The following is a 16,203-nucleotide window of genomic DNA, read 5'->3' on the forward strand; positions in this document are numbered from 1 at the left end:
ACGTATGACGTGGCGCTCCTTCCCCGGCAGAGTGTGTTCCGTGACCAGGGTCCGGCGGCGCGAGTTGATCACCGCGCTCGTGGTGTGCGTCTTCCTGGTGTCCTGGAACCACCTGCTGGCCGACCGCCTGCCCGGCGCCCGGCCCGTGGATCGCTACGCGGACGTGCTGGTGGCCTGCAGCGCGCTCGCCCTGGTCTGGCGCCGCCTCTTCCCTCGGCGGGTGCTCGCCGCCACCACCCTGCTCACGACCGTCTACCTGCTGCTGGGCTTCCCCTACGGCCCCGTGTTCATCCCGTTCGCGGTCTCCGTCTACTCGGTAGCCCGCCACCTGCCCTGGCGCGGCGCGGCACTGGCCGGCGGGATCGCGATACCGGTCCTCGCCCTGCACAACGCCGGCAACGGGCTCTCGATGGCCGACCTGACTGGACTCTTCCCGGCGGCCGGCTGGGTCGCCGTACCGTTCACGATCGGCACCCTGCGCGCCCAGCTCGAGGAGACCGGCCGGCGTGACCACCGCGAAGCCGTCGAACGCGGCATCCAGGAGGAACGGCTGCGGATGGCCCAGGAGGTGCACGACATCGTCGGCCACGGCCTCGCCGCGATCAAGATGCAGGCCGACATCGCCCTGCACGTGCTGGCACGACAGCCCGGCATCGCCCGGCCCACCCTGGAAGCGGTCAGCAGCACCAGCGCCCAGGCCCTCGACGAACTGCGCACCACGCTGCGCATCCTCCGCTCGGCCGACGCCGTCCACGCCTCCACCCCCGGCATCGCCGACCTCGACGCCCTCTACGGCCGGATGCGCGCGGCCGGCCTCCAGGTGCGCGTCCACACTGTCGGATCACCGAACACCCTGCCGGCCGAGGCTGACCTGGCCGCGTACCGGACGATTCAGGAGTCGCTGACGAACGTGCTGAAACACGCGTACCCGAAGGAGGCTGACATCGTGCTGGAGAACCAGCCAGGCGCGCTCCGGATCAGGGTGACGAGCGCTTATCCCCCTGCCGAGCCACCGTCCCGCGGCGGCATAGGCGCTATTGGCATGGGTATCGACGGCCTGGGCATCGACGGCATGCGCGAGCGCATCGCCGCGCAGGGTGGGCGTCTCTCGGCCGGCCCGGACGCAGGATCAAGATTCGTCGTGGAGGCCTGGCTGCCGGCGGTCACCCCATGATCTCGGTCCTGGTGGCCGACGACCAGGATCTGGTACGCCTGGGCCTGCGCACACTTCTGACCAGCGAGGACGGCTTCGCTTTCATTGGTGAGGCAGCCGACGGCCTGGACGCCGTACGCCAAGCCGAAAACCTGCGCCCCGACGTCATCCTGATGGACATCCGCATGCCCGGCATCGACGGCCTCGAAGCAACCCGCCGCATCGTCGCCCAGCCCGCCCTCTCCGCGACCCGGGTCATCGTGCTGACCACCTTCGAACGCGACGAATACGTTTTCGAGGCCCTCCGCCTCGGCGCCAGCGGCTTCCTCCTCAAGGACACCCCACCGGTAACCCTGCTCGACGCCATCCGCACAGTGGCCGACGGCGGCGCCCTCCTGTCCCCCTCCGTCACCCGAACCCTGATCCGCGAATTCGTGACAAACGGCCCGCGGCGCCTCACCCCGCACCCGCGCCTGCCACAGCTCACCGACCGCGAACGCGAAGTCGTCACCCTGGCCGCCGAAGGCCTCACCAACCACGAGATAGCCGCCCGCCTGGTGGTCAGCCCGGCAACCGCCCGCACCCACGTCAGCCGGGCGATGGTCAAGCTGGGCGCCCGCGACCGTGCCCAACTCGTGGTCTTCGCCTACCAGTCCGGCCTGGCCCTCTAGTCCCAGTCTCCCCGCGCCGTGGCCTTCCCGCGTCGTGGCCTTCCCGCGTCGTGGCCTTCCCGCGTCGTGGCCTTCCCGCGTCGTGGCCTTCCCGCGTCCCGGCTCTTGGCGCTCAGGCAGCCCCCACAGTTCCCCTCGTGGGCTCAGGATGCGGCTCGGCCAACGGCAACCGAACCACCGAAGCCTCAACCGGAATCGGCGCAGCCCCCGCCCCCGCAACAGGCCGAGGCCGCCGCGGCTCCACCCGCCCCGAACTCCCACCCCGCCCCGGATAAATCAACAACCCGTTCACCGGATCAGGCACCGCATCCAGCGCAGCGCTCACAATCGGCAGCTCCCGGAACGACGACCACCGCTCCTCATGCCGAAACCCGATCTCAAAAACGACACCCCAGGTGAACCGGCGCCACTCCCACTCATAGGCCCCGTGCGCGACAGCCGCCTCAACCAGCACATTGCCGTAAGACTCCCGCCAGCCGGCCGCAGACCCCCGCGCGCCGTCCAGCACCTCTATCGACCACCATCGCAGCTCCATGGTCCCCCGATGCTACTGCTCCCCCTCCCCCACCTCCCCCAACTCCCCATGCCACTCCCAACTTGGCACCCTCCCTACTCGACGGCCGAATCGACCGGCTGGCGCTGAGACAGGCGATCAAGGCCGGACAACCTGCGTCCGCGCCGGCTCAGCCCATCCAGTGATCAACTTCGCCCGGCCGGAGATCAACTGCCCCGCCGGCGCTCGACCCGCCGAGGGCTGGCCAGGCGGCGGACGGCGCAGGCCGACGGCGCAGGCCGACGGCGCAGGCCGACGGCGGGGAACGCCGGCGGGCGGCAGGCTGCAGGCGGCGGGCAGCGAGCGGCGGGCAGGAACGCGGGCGGCGGGCGCGAGCGGAAGGCGGCAGGCCGCGGGCGGCGGGCAGCGAGCAGCGGGAGGAGGCGCGGGCGGCGGTGGGGTGGTTAGGCGGCGGTGGAGCGGCGGCGGGCTGGGGGTAGGGCGTGGGCGGGTTTGCGCGGGGCGAGGTGGCGCGGGGCCTTTTTGAGGCCGGGGCGGGTGCCGGGCTGGCGGGATTCGGGGAGTTGCGGGCCGGCCCAGGCCGGGATGGCGCCGGGTGGGGAGATGGTGCGGTCGGGCGGGATCCACAGGGGTTGCGGTGCGGTGGCGGAGCCCCACCAGAGGAAGGTGCCGTAGCCGCGGACGAGGGGTGGTTGCAGGGCCGGCCAGTGGGCTTCGGCGGGGATCGCGAGGCGCCAGGCTTCGGCGGGGAGCAGGGCGAGGCCGCCCTGGGGTGGAACGGCGACCGGGAGGCGGCCCCCGGAGCCGGCCGAGTGAGGGGAGCCGGCCGAGGTGACGGAAAGACCTGAGTAGGGCGAGACGCCGGAAGGGGAACCGAGGGCGGGCGAACCGGCGGGGAGAGAGGAGCCGGCGGGGGCCGTGGCGGCTGGGGCGGAGGCCAGGACTACGGCGGCGAGGACGGTTACGGCGCCGGCGAGGAGGGCGGCTGGTTCCCAGCCGGGGCGGACGGTGTCGCCGAGGAGGGTGAGGGCGATGAGGGACGGGGCGACGACCTCGCCGGTCCAGTGGACGGCGGTGACCGGGCCCACTTCGCCCTGCTGGAGGGCGTTGGCGTAGAGGATCATGCCGTTGATCGGGAAGATCAGCAGGGCCCAGACCAGGGGTTCGGTGGCGATCGTGACGATGGCGGAGGTGGTGGTGGTCATCGTCTCGGGCGGTAGGTGCAGGGCGCGGCCGGTGAGGGCGGCGCCGCCGAGGGAGAAGCCGCCGACGGCCGCGATGAGGCCGGGGATGCCGATGCGGGTGGTGGCCCAGCCGAGGATCACCAGGGCGACCGCGGCGGCGCAGAAGCCGAGGCGCATCGTGGGTGAGGGCAGGACCTCGTGCTGCTGGCCGGCGGACATCGCCAGGACGGTCAGGGCGGTGCTGGTGCAGACGATGGCGGCGACGTCGCGGCGGCGCAGTTTGGATCTGAGGAACGCCCAGGCCAGTACGGCGGTGACGGCGAGCGAGCCGGCCAGCACCGACTCGACGACGTAGACGGCGAGCTGCTGCAACGCGAACATCGCGGCGACCCAGGCGGAGATGTCGAGCGCGATGCCGATCATGTAGAGCGGATGCCCCAGCGTGCTGACCGTGCTGGTGCTGCGCCGGGCGCCGACGGCCTGCAGGATCGAGCCCACCGCGTAGCTCAGGGCGCCGTAAACCGCCAGCCCCAGTGCGATCCATCCCGCGGTGGCCACGGCCGGCTACCGAAGATCACGCAGTGTAGATCTCTCCATCACGCCCTGATGATATGACGAGACAGGGATCGGCGCGACCCTATGCGACCCCGGCCGGAACGAACGCACACACAACCTCAGCGATCCGCCGCACATCTCCCGGACCGCACCGATGATCCACCGGCAGGGTCAGCATCCGCGCCGCAAGATCAGCCGCCTCCTCGTCACCACTCCACCACCTGCTGCGATCCTGCCGCCAGTGCACCGGCGCATAGATCCCATGGCGGGCGAGATGGCCGATCAGCGCGTCGCGCACCTGCGGCGACGCGCATTGCAACTGCACACGGAACGGTCCGAAAAGGACGTCAAACGCAGACGTACGCGAGGACAGCACCGCCGCCAGCTCACGTGCGTTGCGCGCGTCCGCCGTACGCAAACCCGCCACATCAAGGAGTGGCAGTGCCGCAACCGTGACCGCGCAGGCCGGGCCGGCGCAGCCCAGAAGTTCGTGTTCGCCCTGTTGTTGCAGGTCCCGGAAGCGTTCCCGGGGAATCGGCCGGCCACGCAGCCACGCCGCCTTGAGCAGCATCGCGGCGAGCTTGGTCTGCGCGCCGGTGCTCTCCGGGCCGCGTGGTTCGGGCAGGTCCAGGCCGCGCGGCGACCACAGCAGACCACCGTCCGGAAGGGGGAGGGTCTTGCGCAGGGAGGCGACCGCGTACGCCGCCGTGCTCGCACAAGCCCACTCGCTGAACGGATCGTGGGAGTGATCCTCGATCACCGTGATGCCGGGGTGCTCCCGCATCCACGCGTCCCACGGCGCACCGTCCTCGCGCCCGAACAGGTTCTGCGCGAGGACCACGTCGCCGGTGGCCGGCCGCAACGTCTCCCAGCGCGGGCCGCGACCGTCCGGCAGATGCCGGTACCAGGCGATCGGCATCTGCCCGGAGAGCGCCTCGGCGACGCCGGTGCAGAAGTACGACGGCACGTGCAGCCGGCCGGACGGTGCGAGCAGGCGGAGCAGCTCACTGATCGCACCGCACCCGGTGGCGAACAGGGAGCGCCGGGCCGGAAGCCATCCGGGCAGGCCGCCCCGCTCCTCGTCGATCAGGACGGCCGGGTCCCAGTGGAACTCCGAGCCGATCTCAAGCGACACGGCTGACCCCGGAGGAGGGCTCCTCAACAGAGAGCGTCTGCTGGCGGGCGATGTTCAGGGTGTCGACGTGCACCGGCGGCTCGTCCCGATTGACCGTCAGGGCCGTGCGCAGCAGGATCCGCAGGTCGAGCATCGGTGACCAGTTGTCCACGTACCAGCGATCGAGCTTGAACCGCTGCGGCCAGTCGATGTCGTCGCGGCCGTTCACCTGCGCCCACCCGGTGATGCCCGGCTTGACCTCCAGCCGCCGGGCGTCCTCGGCGGAGTAGACCGCCACCTGCGGCAGCACGTCGGGGCGGGGCCCGACCAGGTTCATCTGGCCGCGCAGCACGTTGATCAGCTGGGGCAGCTCGTCGAGGCTGGTGCGCCGCAGGAACCGGCCGCACCGGGTGATCCGGGGATCGTTCTCGATCAGGCCGAACGGATCGTCGATGCCGAGCTGGGCGCTGAGCGCGACCGAGTCGTGCACCATCGAGCGGAACTTGAGCATCCGGAACGGGACGCCGTCCTTACCGGCCCGGTCCTGGACGAACAGGACGCCCCTGCCGTCGGCGATCCGGATCCAGGCCGCCAGCGCGAGAAGCACCGGCGACAGCAGCACGAGCATGACGGCGGCGGCCAGGCAATTCACAAGATTCCAGAGCAGGCGTACGACGTCCACGATTCCTCCGTGTGACTACATCGACGTGAAGCAGCGACGTGAACAGCAGCGACTGATCTACAGCGACTCGACGGTCGGGCCGGAGAGGCGGCGGCGGGTGTCGAGCACGTAGGCCGCGTGCTCGACGACGAGGTCCAGGTCGAAGTCGTCGTGGTCGGCGAGCAGGATCACCGCGTCGGCGGCGGCGATCTGTTCGGCGGTGAGGGCCACGCGCGCCACGCGGCTGTCGACGTGGGCGTCCTCGACGACGTGGGGGTCGGCTGCCCGTACCTCTGCTCCCATGTCCAGAAGCAGTGAGGCGACGCGCCGGGCGGGCGACTCGCGGGCGTCGCCGGTGTTCTTCTTGTAGGCCAGGCCGAGCAGCAGGATCGTGGAGCCGTTGACCGCCTTGCGGCGCTGGTTGAGCGCGGCGACCAGGCGGCGGGCGACGTAGTCGGGCATGTGGTTGTTGATGTCGTTGGCGAGCTCGACGAACCGGAAGCTCTGGCCGAGGGTGCGCTGGACCCGCCAGGACAGATAGGACGGGTCGATCGGCAGGCAGTGGCCGCCGACGCCCGGACCGGGGACGAAACGCATGTAGCCGAACGGCTTGGAGGAGGCCGCGTTGATCGCCTCCCAGACGTCGATGCCGAGGTCGTGTGCGTACACGGCGAGTTCGTTGACCAGGGCGATGTTGACGTGCCGGAAGGTGTTCTCGAGGAGCTTGGCCAGCTCGGCGACCTTGGTGTCGGAGACCGGCACGGTACGGTCGACCACCGAGGCGTAGAAGGCGTCGACCCGTTGCAGGGACGCTTCGTTGATGCCGGAGACGACCTTGGGCGTGGTGATGAGGTTCCACTCGCGGTTGCCCGGGTCGATCCGCTCGGGGCTGTAGCCGAGGTGGAAGTCGACGCCGGCGATCAGCCCGGAGCCCTCCTCCAGCAGCGGCGCGACCAGCTCCGTCGTGGTGCCCGGATAGGTGGTCGACTCCAGCGCCACGGTCGCGCCGGGCCGCAGGTAGCGGGCGAGGGTGCGGGCCGAGTCCTCGATGTAGCGCAGGTCCGGGGTGCCGTCGCGCAGCGGTGTCGGCACGGCGATCACCGCGACGTCGAAGCCGGCGCAGGACCGCGGGTCCGACGACGGCTGGAAGGTGCCGCTCGCCAGGATCTGCTGGAGGTCGGCCGAGGAGACGTCGTCCACGTAGGACTCGCCGGCGGCGAGCCGCTTGATCCGCTCGTCGTCGACGTCGAAGCCGACGACCGAGTGGCCGACCTGGGCGGCCCGGACCGCGAGCGGCAGCCCGACATATCCCTGGCCGGCGATGACGACCCGCATGGGTGTGCTCACTTTCTCTGTACGGAGCTGGGGTGTACCGGCCCGGGCCCGGGGACGGCGCCGGTTCACGGCCGGCCGCCCGGGTGGACGGTCGCGGTCTCGGGGTGGCGCTTGCTGCTGACGTCGGCGCGGTGCCAGGCCGGGAGGGGACCGCCCGCCATCGGCTTCTCGCGAACGGTCGGCAGGGCCGGGCTCTCGGCCAGCCACCGCAGGACCGCGATCAGGTCCTCGCCGGGCGCGGACGGGTCGAGCAGGGAGAGGACGGCACCGTCGAGCGGTGGCACCGGCGCCTGCGAGATGAGCGGGTGGTTCGGCCGGTGGTCGGGCTCGTCCGGGCCGAGCAGGATCTCGGCGAGCTTCTCGCCCGGGCGCAGGCCGGTGTAGACGATCTGGATGTGCTGCTCGGCGGCGTCGGCGATGCGGCGGGCCACGTCGGCGATCCGGACCGGCTCGCCCATGTCGAGGACCAGCACCTCACCCTTGCTGTCCAGCGCACCGGCCTGGATGACCAGCCGGACCGCCTCCTGCACGGTCATGAAGTAGCGGGTGACGTCCGGGTGGGTGACGGTGATCGGGCCACCGGACTCGACCTGGGCGGCGAACGCGGTGAGCACCGAGCCGCGGCTGCCCAGCACGTTGCCGAACCGGACACTGCTGTAGGTGCCGCTCGCGCCGGTGCCGGCCGCCGCGGTGAGCCGCTCGGTGATCCGCTTGGAGTAGCCGAGGACGCTGCACGGGTCCGCTGCCTTGTCGGTGGAGATGTTGACCAGGCGGTCGACGTTGTGGCGCAGCGCGGTCTGCAGGATCTGGTAGGTGCCGATGATGTTGGTCTTGAGCGCCTCGGACGGGTGCATCTCCAGCAGCGGCAGGTGTTTGAGGGCGGCGGCGTGGAAGACGACCTGCGGCTTGTGCTCGGTGAAGACCTCGTCAAGACGCTGCTGGTCGCGGATGTCGGCGACGACCAGGTTGCGGTCGTCGAGCATGCCGCGGCCGTCGATCGAGAGCTGTACGGCGTGCAGCCCTGACTCGTCCCGGTCGAGCATCACCAGCCGCGCCGGGTTGAAGCGGGCCAGCTGCCGGCACAGCTCCGAGCCGATCGACCCGCCCGCACCGGTGACCAGGACCCGGCGGCCGGAGAGGTAACCGGCGACCGCCTCCAGGTCGATGCCGATCTCGCGGCGGCCGAGCAGGTCCTCGTGGCTGACCGGGCGGATGTCCTCGACCCGCACGGTACGGCCGAACAGCTCGACCACCGGCGGGACGACCTTGAGGTCGACGTTGAGCGGCTGGGCCAGGTCGGTGAGCCCGCGGATCAGGTCGGCGCTCGCGCTCGGGATGGCGATGACCACCGCCTCGGCCCGGTGCCGCTGGACCACCTCGGCCATCGCGAACCGGTTGCCGGCCACCGGGACGCCCATCACGTGCAGGGTGCGCTTGGCCGGATCGTCGTCGAGGAGGGCGACCGGGACGTACGGGCTGGACGGGCTGCGCAGCATCGCCCGGATCACCTGGGTCGCGCCCTCACCGGCGCCCATCACGACCACCCGGATGCCGTCCTCGGGCGAGGGCCGCAGCCGGCTGTCCTTGAGCAGCCGCACCGTGTAGCGCACGCCGGCCGCGAGGACCAGCGTGACCAGGCCGGCCGCGATGATCGCCGAGCGGGGCACCAGCCGGCCGAGCAGCGTGTCCAGGAGGAAGACCACGGGCGTGGTGATCGCGACGGCCTTGACCAGCGCGGCGATCTCCTCGAAGCATCCGTACGACCAGCGGCCGGTGTAGAGGCCGAACCGGATGCCGGCCACGGTCTGCACCACACCGGCGACGGCGGCGAGGATCACCAGCCCGGTCAGGCCGACCGCGCCGATGTCGCCGTCGTGCCGCAGCAGCGTGGCGATCAGCAGGGCGGCGGCCAGGGCCACGGCATCGGTTCCGGCGCGGGCGGCGCGACCGGGTAGCACCGTACGGAACCAGGGCGCCGGAACCGGGGCCCGGTCGCGCCACTGCTGGGGCGCTGCTCGCCGTACCTGCATGGAATCCCCCTCGTACGAAGCCGGCGCGGATCGTTCGTCCGACGCGGAAAGCGAGCCGGTTTAATGCATTTCCGTCCGTCCGGAAATGCCCACCACCGTTCGCTTTCGGCTTTTCGTGAAATCAGGGTTCCAGTTCGGGCAGGGCTTATTACAGTAGCAATTGTCATGGGCTACGTGAGAGTTGCTCATGTTCCTTGATCGTCAAATGCGGCGCATACTTTCAGGTCGCCGGAACTGCCCATTCGGCGGAGGATGTCATATCCACAGTGAGAACGTCTCATCTTAGGCATGACATCTGCGACTTCCGTTACGGCCACTATTCCGGCAGCGTCTTGGGCGCGGGTGTGCAAGCGTTCTGTCGAGAATGCGACCGGGGGATACGAGAATGCGGGTGCTGCACGTCATCAGCACGCTGGAACCGGGTGGGGCCGGGCACCAGGTGCGGTTGCTGGTGCGCCGTCTGCCGTGCGAGAGCGAGATCGTCACGCTCTCGCCGGGCGCGGGGGTGGGCACCCTGCGCTCCGAGGGCTCCCGGGTGCACCAGCTGACCACCGGCGGCGACCACGACCTGGCCGGCGTCGCGCGCCTGCGCCGGCTGATGCGGCGCGGCCGGTACGACGTGGTGCACACCCACCTCTACCGCGCCTGTACGCAGGGACGCATCGCCGCCCGTCTGGCCGGCGTGCCGCACGTGGTGGCCACCGAGTACCACCTCGGCACCGAGGTCATCGAGGGCCGGCGGGTGTCACCCGGTGTCCGCGCGCTCTACCTGACCGGCGAGCGGCTCGGCCAGGTCACCGTCGCGGCCTCCCCCGCCATCGCGGGACGGCTGCGCTCCTGGGGCGTACCGGACGCGCGGATCACCGTGATCCCCAAGGCGATCGACGCCGGCGAGTTCCGGTTCGACGCCGCCGTGCGGGACCGGACCCGCGCCCGGCTGGGTATCGAACCGGGCGTACCGGTGATCGGCGGCGTCGGCCGGCTGGAACCGGAACGCCGCTTCGACCTGCTGATCCGTGCCCTCGGCGAGGTGCCCGGCGCGACCCTGCTGCTGGTCGGCGACGGGTCCGCGCGGGCCGCCCTGGAACGGCTCGCCGACATCGAGGGCGTGGCCGGGCGGGTGCGGTTCGCCGGGCGGGTCGGCCACGCCCGCGAGATGCTCTGCGCCATGGACGTCTTCGCGTCGGCGGACCAGGAGACGTTCGGGCTGTCCACGCTCGAGGCGATCGCCTCCGGGCTGCCCGCGGTCTACGCCGCCTGCGTCCCGCTGGAGGAACGGGCCGCGGCCCGGGCCCCGGTCCGGGGCACGCACCGGCTCTCCCCGCGCGACCGGGAGTCGCTACCCCGGTCGCTGCGCACCGAGCTGCTCTGCCTGGCCGAGCGCGGGGGTGCCCGGCTGCCGGCCCGCTCGCTGGGTGCCGGGTACGACGCCGACCACCTGGCGGCCTCGGTCGGCCGCCTTTACGAACGGCTCGCGGACCGGCCCCGGCGCCGCGGTGTCATCGCACCGCTACTGGCTCACCGCGGTCGCTTCGGGCGAAAGAACAGCTTTCCACTGCCCGGCGGAAATGTTCGAAACGCATGAGCCGCTCGAAGACCAGATAGCCGACGACGGCGCCGAGCGTGTTCGACATCAGGTCGTTCACGTCGGCCCAGCGGTTGCCGTGCAGGGCGAGCACCAGAAAGGCCTGGGTCACCTCGATCGCGAGGCTCAGCAGAAAGCCGGCCAGCACCACCCGGCGCCGCTCCCGGATGCCGAACATGATGTACATCAGGGCCGCCATCGGCAGGGTCATCACGGTGTTCAGCACGACGTCGGCCGGGCGGGCGCTGAGCACCGGCTCGAAGATGATCCGGTACGGCTCGGGGTCGCCGGCGCCCGGACCCCAGGACAGCGGCATCGGGAGCATCGTGGCGCCGAGGACCGCGACCGCCCACCACCCGGCGAACCAGGCCACGCACAGGCGGCGCGCGGTCAGCATGCCCCGGCGGTGCAGCAGAAGGCCGGAAACGACCATCAGGACGACGCCCAGGGGCAACAGGATCGGCAACGCCGGCACGGTGAGGTGGTGGGTCGTCATCTCCTATGACGCTACGCCGCCCGGCTGAACGAGCCCTGACATTCTCAGCGGAGCCATCCCTGTTTGCGGGCGATCCGGATGGCGTCGAGCCGGTTTCGGGCGCCGGTCTTGGAGATGATCGCGGACAGGTAGTTGCGGACCGTCCCGCCGGAGAGGTAGAGCCGACCGGCGATCTCCTTCACCGACTCGCCCTCGGCGGCGAGGCCGAGCACCTCGAGCTCCCGGGTGCTCAGCCCGCGGTCGGTGTTGAGCGAGGCGGCCTGCAGCATCGGCGAGACGACCCGCTCGCCGCGGGCGAGCCGGCGGACGGCGTCCGCCAGTATCGTCGGCGAGGAGTCCTTGAGCAGGAAGTTCAGCCCGCCGTTCCAGCGGCGTGGCGGGAGCATGCCGCGCTTGGACGGGTCGCAGAGCAGCAGCATGGAACAGGACGGGATCGCGGTGTGCAGGTCCTCGGCTATCGGGAGGACCTGACTGACCATGTACTCCGTGTCGATGACGACGACGGCGGGCCAGAGCTGGGCGGCCCGCTGGGCGAGCTCGTACCCGATCGGAAGGGTGTCGACGTAGTGCATGTCCGGCTCGGTCTCGAGGAATGCGCGCACGGGGACACCGAAGTACCCCTCATCTCTCACCACGACGACCCGGATCATCACACCACCCTCGTCGATGGACGCCGGCTGATGCCGGAGCGTCTGCCTGTCAGGAAGCTGGACGCACTACCTTTCTATCGCCCCGTGTCCATTCCGCGGGCGGCAGGGCGACAGATCTTTCCATTGATCCGGGACGGCTCGGGTACTCGCAGGTCAGCGGCATTCCGTGTGCACGGGGATCACCGCTCGACCCGTACTCAACGTAACGGTCGGAGGCACCGTTCGCACATAGCGATAGCCGAACGACTGACTGAGGTTCACCGGATCTACGAATCGGGGTGCCACAAAGGCAGAAATGCCGATCAGATACCCTGAGGTAACCTCGTGCAACTCCGTATTTAATGGGACAATACGGACAGCAAAGTGATCCTTATTCGTCATTCCGATCACCCGAAAGTGATATTGGCGGGTGCATCGCAACGACACCGTTATCCGGTTCATTCATGATCCGGCTCGAAAGTGTCAGACAAATGGAAATACTCGCCTCTCCCGGGTGACACCACCGGGAAAGGCCGGCGGCCGGACCACGGGCTGCCGCCCCGGCCCGGCCACCGGATCACGGCACTACCGGAGGTCGCCCGAGGACGCGGCGATCCGGACCAGCTCCAGCAGGCCGGAGGCGTACTCCTGGGACTCGGCGTGCGCCTCGTCGAACGGCGGCTGGAAGCCGACGCCCTCCCACTGCTGCGTGGCCTCGTTCCAGCGGTCGTTGCCGACTTCGAAGTTCCACGCGGTGATACCCAGCTCGTAGTACAGGTGGTCGGCCGAGTTGCCGGCCGCCGAGTACAGCACGTCAGCGACCGGACCGGTGTAGGCCGGCCAGGTCACCGTGCCGCGCTCGGTCGAGATCGCGCCGACGATGCGCTTCGCGCTGTCCAGGAAGAACTTCTGCTCGTCGATCGACGGGCGGGGCAGCGTGACACGGCCGGGCACCTTGTAGGCGCCGGGCGCCCACATGAAGTACCCGCCGTAGCTGTGCACGTTCAGCGAGAACTTGATGTTGGAGTGCTTCTCCGCCAGGGCGACCACGTTGCGGCTCTCCGGCTCGGACAGCTCACCGGTTCCCGCGTACGTGCCGGAGAGGCAGTTCGCGCTGGCACCCACGTAACCGTCGAAGTAGGAGCCGACCGCGTAGTTGCGGTTCACGTCGACACCCCACGAGTTGCGGTTGCGCGGGTCGCGAGCCGCACCCGTGCAGTGGTTCGACAGGTTCTTCCGCTGGAAGTTGAAGTCGTTGAACGAGAAGTTCGCCCCGTCCGGGTTGACCAGCGGAATCACGAACACGTCCGTCGAGTCGACAAGCTGCCGGGTCGCCGGGTCGCTCGCGTAGTTGGCCAGCAGCCGCTCCGCGAACTCCAGCGTGACCAGCGGGGTCGCCCACTCCCGGGCGTGCTCCTGCGAATAGGCGAGCACACCGGGCTTCGAACCGTCCCGGAACTTGCCGATCCGCAGCGCCTGCACGGTCCACGGCTTCTTCGGCACCTCGGCACCGGCCAGGCCGTCGTCCAGGCGCGCCGGTCCGGCGACCGGCATGATCAGGCCGGCCGAGCCGTCCTCGACGAACGACTGGAACCGCTGCGGATAGCGAGCCGCGATGAAGGCGGCCACCTGGTCGGTCGTGCTGATCACCCGGCCGGCGGCATCGGTGGCGAGACGCACGGTCAAGACCCGGTCACGGTACGCGGAATCAAGCGGCCGGTTCGGAGCGCCCGGATCGACGGTACGCACCTGGACGCCGTTCATGCCCTGGTCACCGAACTTGACCGACTCCACCACGATCGCGGCGGTGGCCGGATCACCGAGGTACGCGGCGGCCGTACGCCGGTAGCCCTGTGTCTTGTTCGGCAGGTTGATCACATCGAGCAGCTTCGGGTACTGCCGGGCCAGCCGCTTGATTCGGGCGCTGATGTCGGTCGGCGTCATGTAGGCGTCGACGAAGTCCTTCTGGTACCCGCTGGGCAGCGCCGGCGGGGTGGTGCCGGGCCACGACTGCGGTGTGATCGGCCGGGACACGCCACCGAGGCTGGACGTCGCCTTGACACTCACCGGACGGCCGGGCAGCGGCTGCGGGAGCGCGTAGTGGTACTGGTACTCGCCCGCGTCCTCGAAACGCACCAGCTGGTACGACCCGGTGGTGCCGTCGGCGGCCGTCCAGGTCACCGTGATCTCCACGTCCGGGTCGTCGGAGGCGGTGGTGAACACCTGCGTCTGCAGGAACGTGCGCCCGTTGCTGGTCCACCAGTAGGCCTGGAGGAACTGGAGTGTGTCCGCCGCGGCGACCCGCAGACTGTTGCGCTGGGCCATCCGGCCCGCGGACTCGGACTCCCGCTGGATCACCTGGACGGGCACGGCGCCCTCCGCGGTGAGCGCGGCGAGTTCCCCGGCGTCGACCACCACATCGGCGAGGACGCCGCCCGGGAGGGTGCGTGGGCGTGCTGCCACGTCGGCACCGCGCGCCACCAGGCGGTCGAAGGCCGCCTCGTCGGGTAACTGGAATCGGATCAGGCCCCGCTCACCGGAGCTCAGGCTGATCGGTGCGGCGCCGGGCGCCTGGGCCTGTGCGGCGGTCACCGGGATCGTGAGCAGAGCGGCGGTCAGGACTGCGGCGGTCAGGGTGGCCGGCCAACGGTGTCCGGACGACATCGAACCTCCTGCGGCGTTGAAGGATGTTGCCACCCACAGCAATCCATTGATCCGAATCTGTCAATGGCAGTGGCCCATTTGACCGCGGAAGTTGTACGCTGCCCCGCAATGATTACCTCCCTGAACGGATTGGGGGTCACGTTCGCCGAAGGTGAGTGCTGATGCGCTCCCGAACCGCGAACGGGGACGCCCGTCTCCTCGCCTGGCTGCGCGTGCGCGAGTTCGCCGTGCCGCCCACCATGATCAGGACCGCGACCGCCCGGCGCCTCACCGGCGACTGGGCCGGGGCGTGCGCCGCGGCACGCGTCGACACCGACGTGAATCCGCGCGCGGTAGCCCGTACCCATGGCTTCGAAGTGGCGTCGCACCTGCGCGCCGACCTCCGGCGGCTCGCGCCCGACCTGCTCCGATGGCACCTGCCGCGAGTGGCCCCCGACGGTCTCCTGCGCCCGGGCCTGACCGTGTCGCTCGCCCGCTACGACCCACCCGGCGCCGGGCCGCTGCACCTGGTGGCCCGCACTCCCCCGGCCTGGGCCGACGCCGGCCAGCGGATCAGCCTGGCGCTGTGGCAGCGATCCGCGCCGCCTCGTCGCCCTCCGCCGCCATTCGCCGGCTCGGGCAACAGCCGGCATCCTGACCGGCCATTCGCCGGCCCGGACAGCGGCGGGCACCGTGACCGGCCATTCACCGGCCTGGACGGCAGCGGGCGTCCTGATCGGCGCTTTCGCCTCGACCTGCACCGCCACCTGTGGGATGCCGGCCGCGCGGGTGAGCTGTGGCAGCGGTCCCGCCCCGACCTGTGGCCCGCCCGGAGCGATGCCGCAGCCGGTGATCCAGCACTCTCCCGGACCGGATATGCCGTGCATCGGTGGGCCGACGAGGCGCGGCTGCTGCGGGAGGCCGACGGGCTCGGTGACGGGCCGGTGGTGGTCCGTCTCGGTGACGGTCGCCGTCTGCTGCTCGACGCGAACGGGTGCCGCGACTTCCGGGCGAGGTCCGGCCTGCCGGTACTGCCGGACGCGGCCACGTGCGTGCCGCCCGACCTGGAGCTGCTCCGGGCCGGGCTGATCAGCGCCGACGCACTGCATCCGCTGGTCGCTGCCGCGCTCGTGCCCGGCCATCGCCCTGCGGAACCGACCGGCACGGCTGCGTCCCCGCCCGCCGAGCGCGTCGTCGAGTGCCGGGGACGGCGGCATCGGATCGGGCTGGTGGACGGTGTGCTGGCTCCGCTCGACCACGATCCGGCCGAGTTGCGGCGCGAGGAGATGCTGGCGGCGCTGGGCGGTACGCCGATGCCCTGCCTGCGGGCCGTCGACCTCACCGTGCGGCAGCCGGAGGCCCTCGACGACGTCCGGGCCCGGCTCGACCACGGCGACTACGAAGGGGCACTCGGCGTGCTGGAGCGGCTGATCGGGCCGTCCGCGATGCTGCGCGCCGGCGCTCTGCGCGACGAGCTGGAGGCGGCCGCGGAACGGCGGCTGACCCACAGCATGTTCCGCGCCGGTCTGACCGGTTCCGGCCCGCCCCGCCTCGAACAGCACGAACTCCGCCGGGTGGTCCGCTCCCGCCCGCGCCACGCCCTCACCCGCTGACCGCCACCCTCCCGGCGCTG

The 16,203-nt window shown here is 70.9% G+C and carries 12 protein-coding genes; 4 read left to right on the top strand and 8 right to left on the bottom strand.

Features of this window, described 5'->3' with window-relative positions; genetic code table 11:
• Positions 1 to 40: 40 nt before the first annotated feature.
• The gene (locus tag ACFQV6_RS06995) at positions 41 to 1,174 is read left to right on the top strand and encodes a sensor histidine kinase (protein ID WP_378026512.1); all 1,134 of its coding nucleotides are present in this window, start codon (positions 41 to 43) and stop codon (positions 1,172 to 1,174) included.
• Positions 1,171 to 1,824: a response regulator gene (locus ACFQV6_RS07000; RefSeq protein WP_378026513.1), complete on the top strand. Its 654-nt coding sequence runs from the start codon at positions 1,171 to 1,173 to the stop codon at positions 1,822 to 1,824. The genes ACFQV6_RS06995 and ACFQV6_RS07000 overlap by 4 nt, the downstream gene beginning before the upstream one ends.
• Before the next feature lie 957 nt (positions 1,825 to 2,781).
• Here the strand turns inward: ACFQV6_RS07000 and ACFQV6_RS07005 are convergent.
• The 5 genes from ACFQV6_RS07005 to ACFQV6_RS07025 all read right to left on the bottom strand — a co-directional run bounded on the left by ACFQV6_RS07005 (position 2,782) and on the right by ACFQV6_RS07025 (position 9,217).
• Positions 2,782 to 4,080 (bottom strand): hypothetical protein, encoded by a 1,299-nt coding sequence (locus ACFQV6_RS07005; protein WP_378026514.1) that lies wholly within the window; start codon positions 4,078 to 4,080, stop codon positions 2,782 to 2,784.
• 79 nt (positions 4,081 to 4,159) lie between these two features.
• Positions 4,160 to 5,212: a hypothetical protein gene (locus ACFQV6_RS07010; protein ID WP_378026515.1), complete on the bottom strand. Its 1,053-nt coding sequence runs from the start codon at positions 5,210 to 5,212 to the stop codon at positions 4,160 to 4,162.
• On the bottom strand, positions 5,202 to 5,873 hold the full coding sequence (locus tag ACFQV6_RS07015) for a sugar transferase (protein WP_378026516.1): 672 nt from the start codon (positions 5,871 to 5,873) through the stop codon (positions 5,202 to 5,204). The genes ACFQV6_RS07010 and ACFQV6_RS07015 overlap by 11 nt, the downstream gene beginning before the upstream one ends.
• A gap of 57 nt (positions 5,874 to 5,930) precedes the next feature.
• The gene (locus ACFQV6_RS07020) at positions 5,931 to 7,187 is read right to left on the bottom strand and encodes a nucleotide sugar dehydrogenase (RefSeq protein ID WP_378026517.1); all 1,257 of its coding nucleotides are present in this window, start codon (positions 7,185 to 7,187) and stop codon (positions 5,931 to 5,933) included.
• Positions 7,188 to 7,252: 65 nt separating this feature from the next.
• Positions 7,253 to 9,217, bottom strand: coding sequence for a polysaccharide biosynthesis protein (locus tag ACFQV6_RS07025; RefSeq protein ID WP_378026518.1), 1,965 nt, complete (start codon positions 9,215 to 9,217; stop codon positions 7,253 to 7,255).
• A gap of 385 nt (positions 9,218 to 9,602) precedes the next feature.
• On the opposite strand from ACFQV6_RS07025, the gene ACFQV6_RS07030 reads away from it, so the two are divergent.
• A complete protein-coding gene (locus ACFQV6_RS07030) occupies positions 9,603 to 10,802 on the top strand; it encodes a glycosyltransferase (RefSeq protein ID WP_378026519.1) in 1,200 nt (399 codons plus the stop codon).
• On the opposite strand, the gene ACFQV6_RS07035 is transcribed toward ACFQV6_RS07030, so the two are convergent.
• The 3 genes from ACFQV6_RS07035 to ACFQV6_RS07045 form a co-directional block, all read right to left on the bottom strand.
• Positions 10,717 to 11,298 (bottom strand): VanZ family protein, encoded by a 582-nt coding sequence (locus ACFQV6_RS07035; RefSeq protein ID WP_378026520.1) that lies wholly within the window; start codon positions 11,296 to 11,298, stop codon positions 10,717 to 10,719. The two genes, ACFQV6_RS07030 and ACFQV6_RS07035, sit on opposite strands and share 86 nt — an antisense overlap.
• 44 nt (positions 11,299 to 11,342) lie before the next feature.
• Positions 11,343 to 11,948, bottom strand: a complete 606-nt coding sequence (locus tag ACFQV6_RS07040) for a response regulator transcription factor (RefSeq protein WP_378026521.1) — start codon at positions 11,946 to 11,948, stop codon at positions 11,343 to 11,345.
• Between the two features lie 564 nt (positions 11,949 to 12,512).
• Positions 12,513 to 14,591 (bottom strand): M14 family zinc carboxypeptidase, encoded by a 2,079-nt coding sequence (locus ACFQV6_RS07045; protein ID WP_378026522.1) that lies wholly within the window; start codon positions 14,589 to 14,591, stop codon positions 12,513 to 12,515.
• A 161-nt stretch (positions 14,592 to 14,752) separates the two neighbouring features.
• On the opposite strand from ACFQV6_RS07045, the gene ACFQV6_RS07050 reads away from it, so the two are divergent.
• Positions 14,753 to 16,183 (top strand): hypothetical protein, encoded by a 1,431-nt coding sequence (locus tag ACFQV6_RS07050; protein ID WP_378026523.1) that lies wholly within the window; start codon positions 14,753 to 14,755, stop codon positions 16,181 to 16,183.
• Positions 16,184 to 16,203 lie beyond the last annotated feature (20 nt).

The organism is Actinoplanes sp. GCM10030250 (genome assembly GCF_042666575.1).
Lineage (GTDB): Bacteria > Actinomycetota > Actinomycetes > Mycobacteriales > Micromonosporaceae > Actinoplanes.

Excerpts from the sequence above, each read along its gene's own strand:
- ACFQV6_RS07025 (WP_378026518.1), bottom strand. The coding sequence starts at position 9,217 with ATGCAGGTACGGCGAGCAGCGCCCCAGCAGTGGCGCGACCGGGCCCCG.
- ACFQV6_RS07000 (WP_378026513.1), top strand. The coding sequence starts at position 1,171 with ATGATCTCGGTCCTGGTGGCCGACGACCAGGATCTGGTACGCCTGGGC.
- ACFQV6_RS07040 (WP_378026521.1), bottom strand. The coding sequence starts at position 11,948 with ATGATCCGGGTCGTCGTGGTGAGAGATGAGGGGTACTTCGGTGTCCCC.
- ACFQV6_RS07020 (WP_378026517.1), bottom strand. The coding sequence starts at position 7,187 with ATGCGGGTCGTCATCGCCGGCCAGGGATATGTCGGGCTGCCGCTCGCG.
- ACFQV6_RS07035 (WP_378026520.1), bottom strand. The coding sequence starts at position 11,298 with ATGACGACCCACCACCTCACCGTGCCGGCGTTGCCGATCCTGTTGCCC.
- ACFQV6_RS07045 (WP_378026522.1), bottom strand. The coding sequence starts at position 14,591 with ATGTCGTCCGGACACCGTTGGCCGGCCACCCTGACCGCCGCAGTCCTG.
- ACFQV6_RS07030 (WP_378026519.1), top strand. The coding sequence starts at position 9,603 with ATGCGGGTGCTGCACGTCATCAGCACGCTGGAACCGGGTGGGGCCGGG.
- ACFQV6_RS07050 (WP_378026523.1), top strand. The coding sequence starts at position 14,753 with ATGCGCTCCCGAACCGCGAACGGGGACGCCCGTCTCCTCGCCTGGCTG.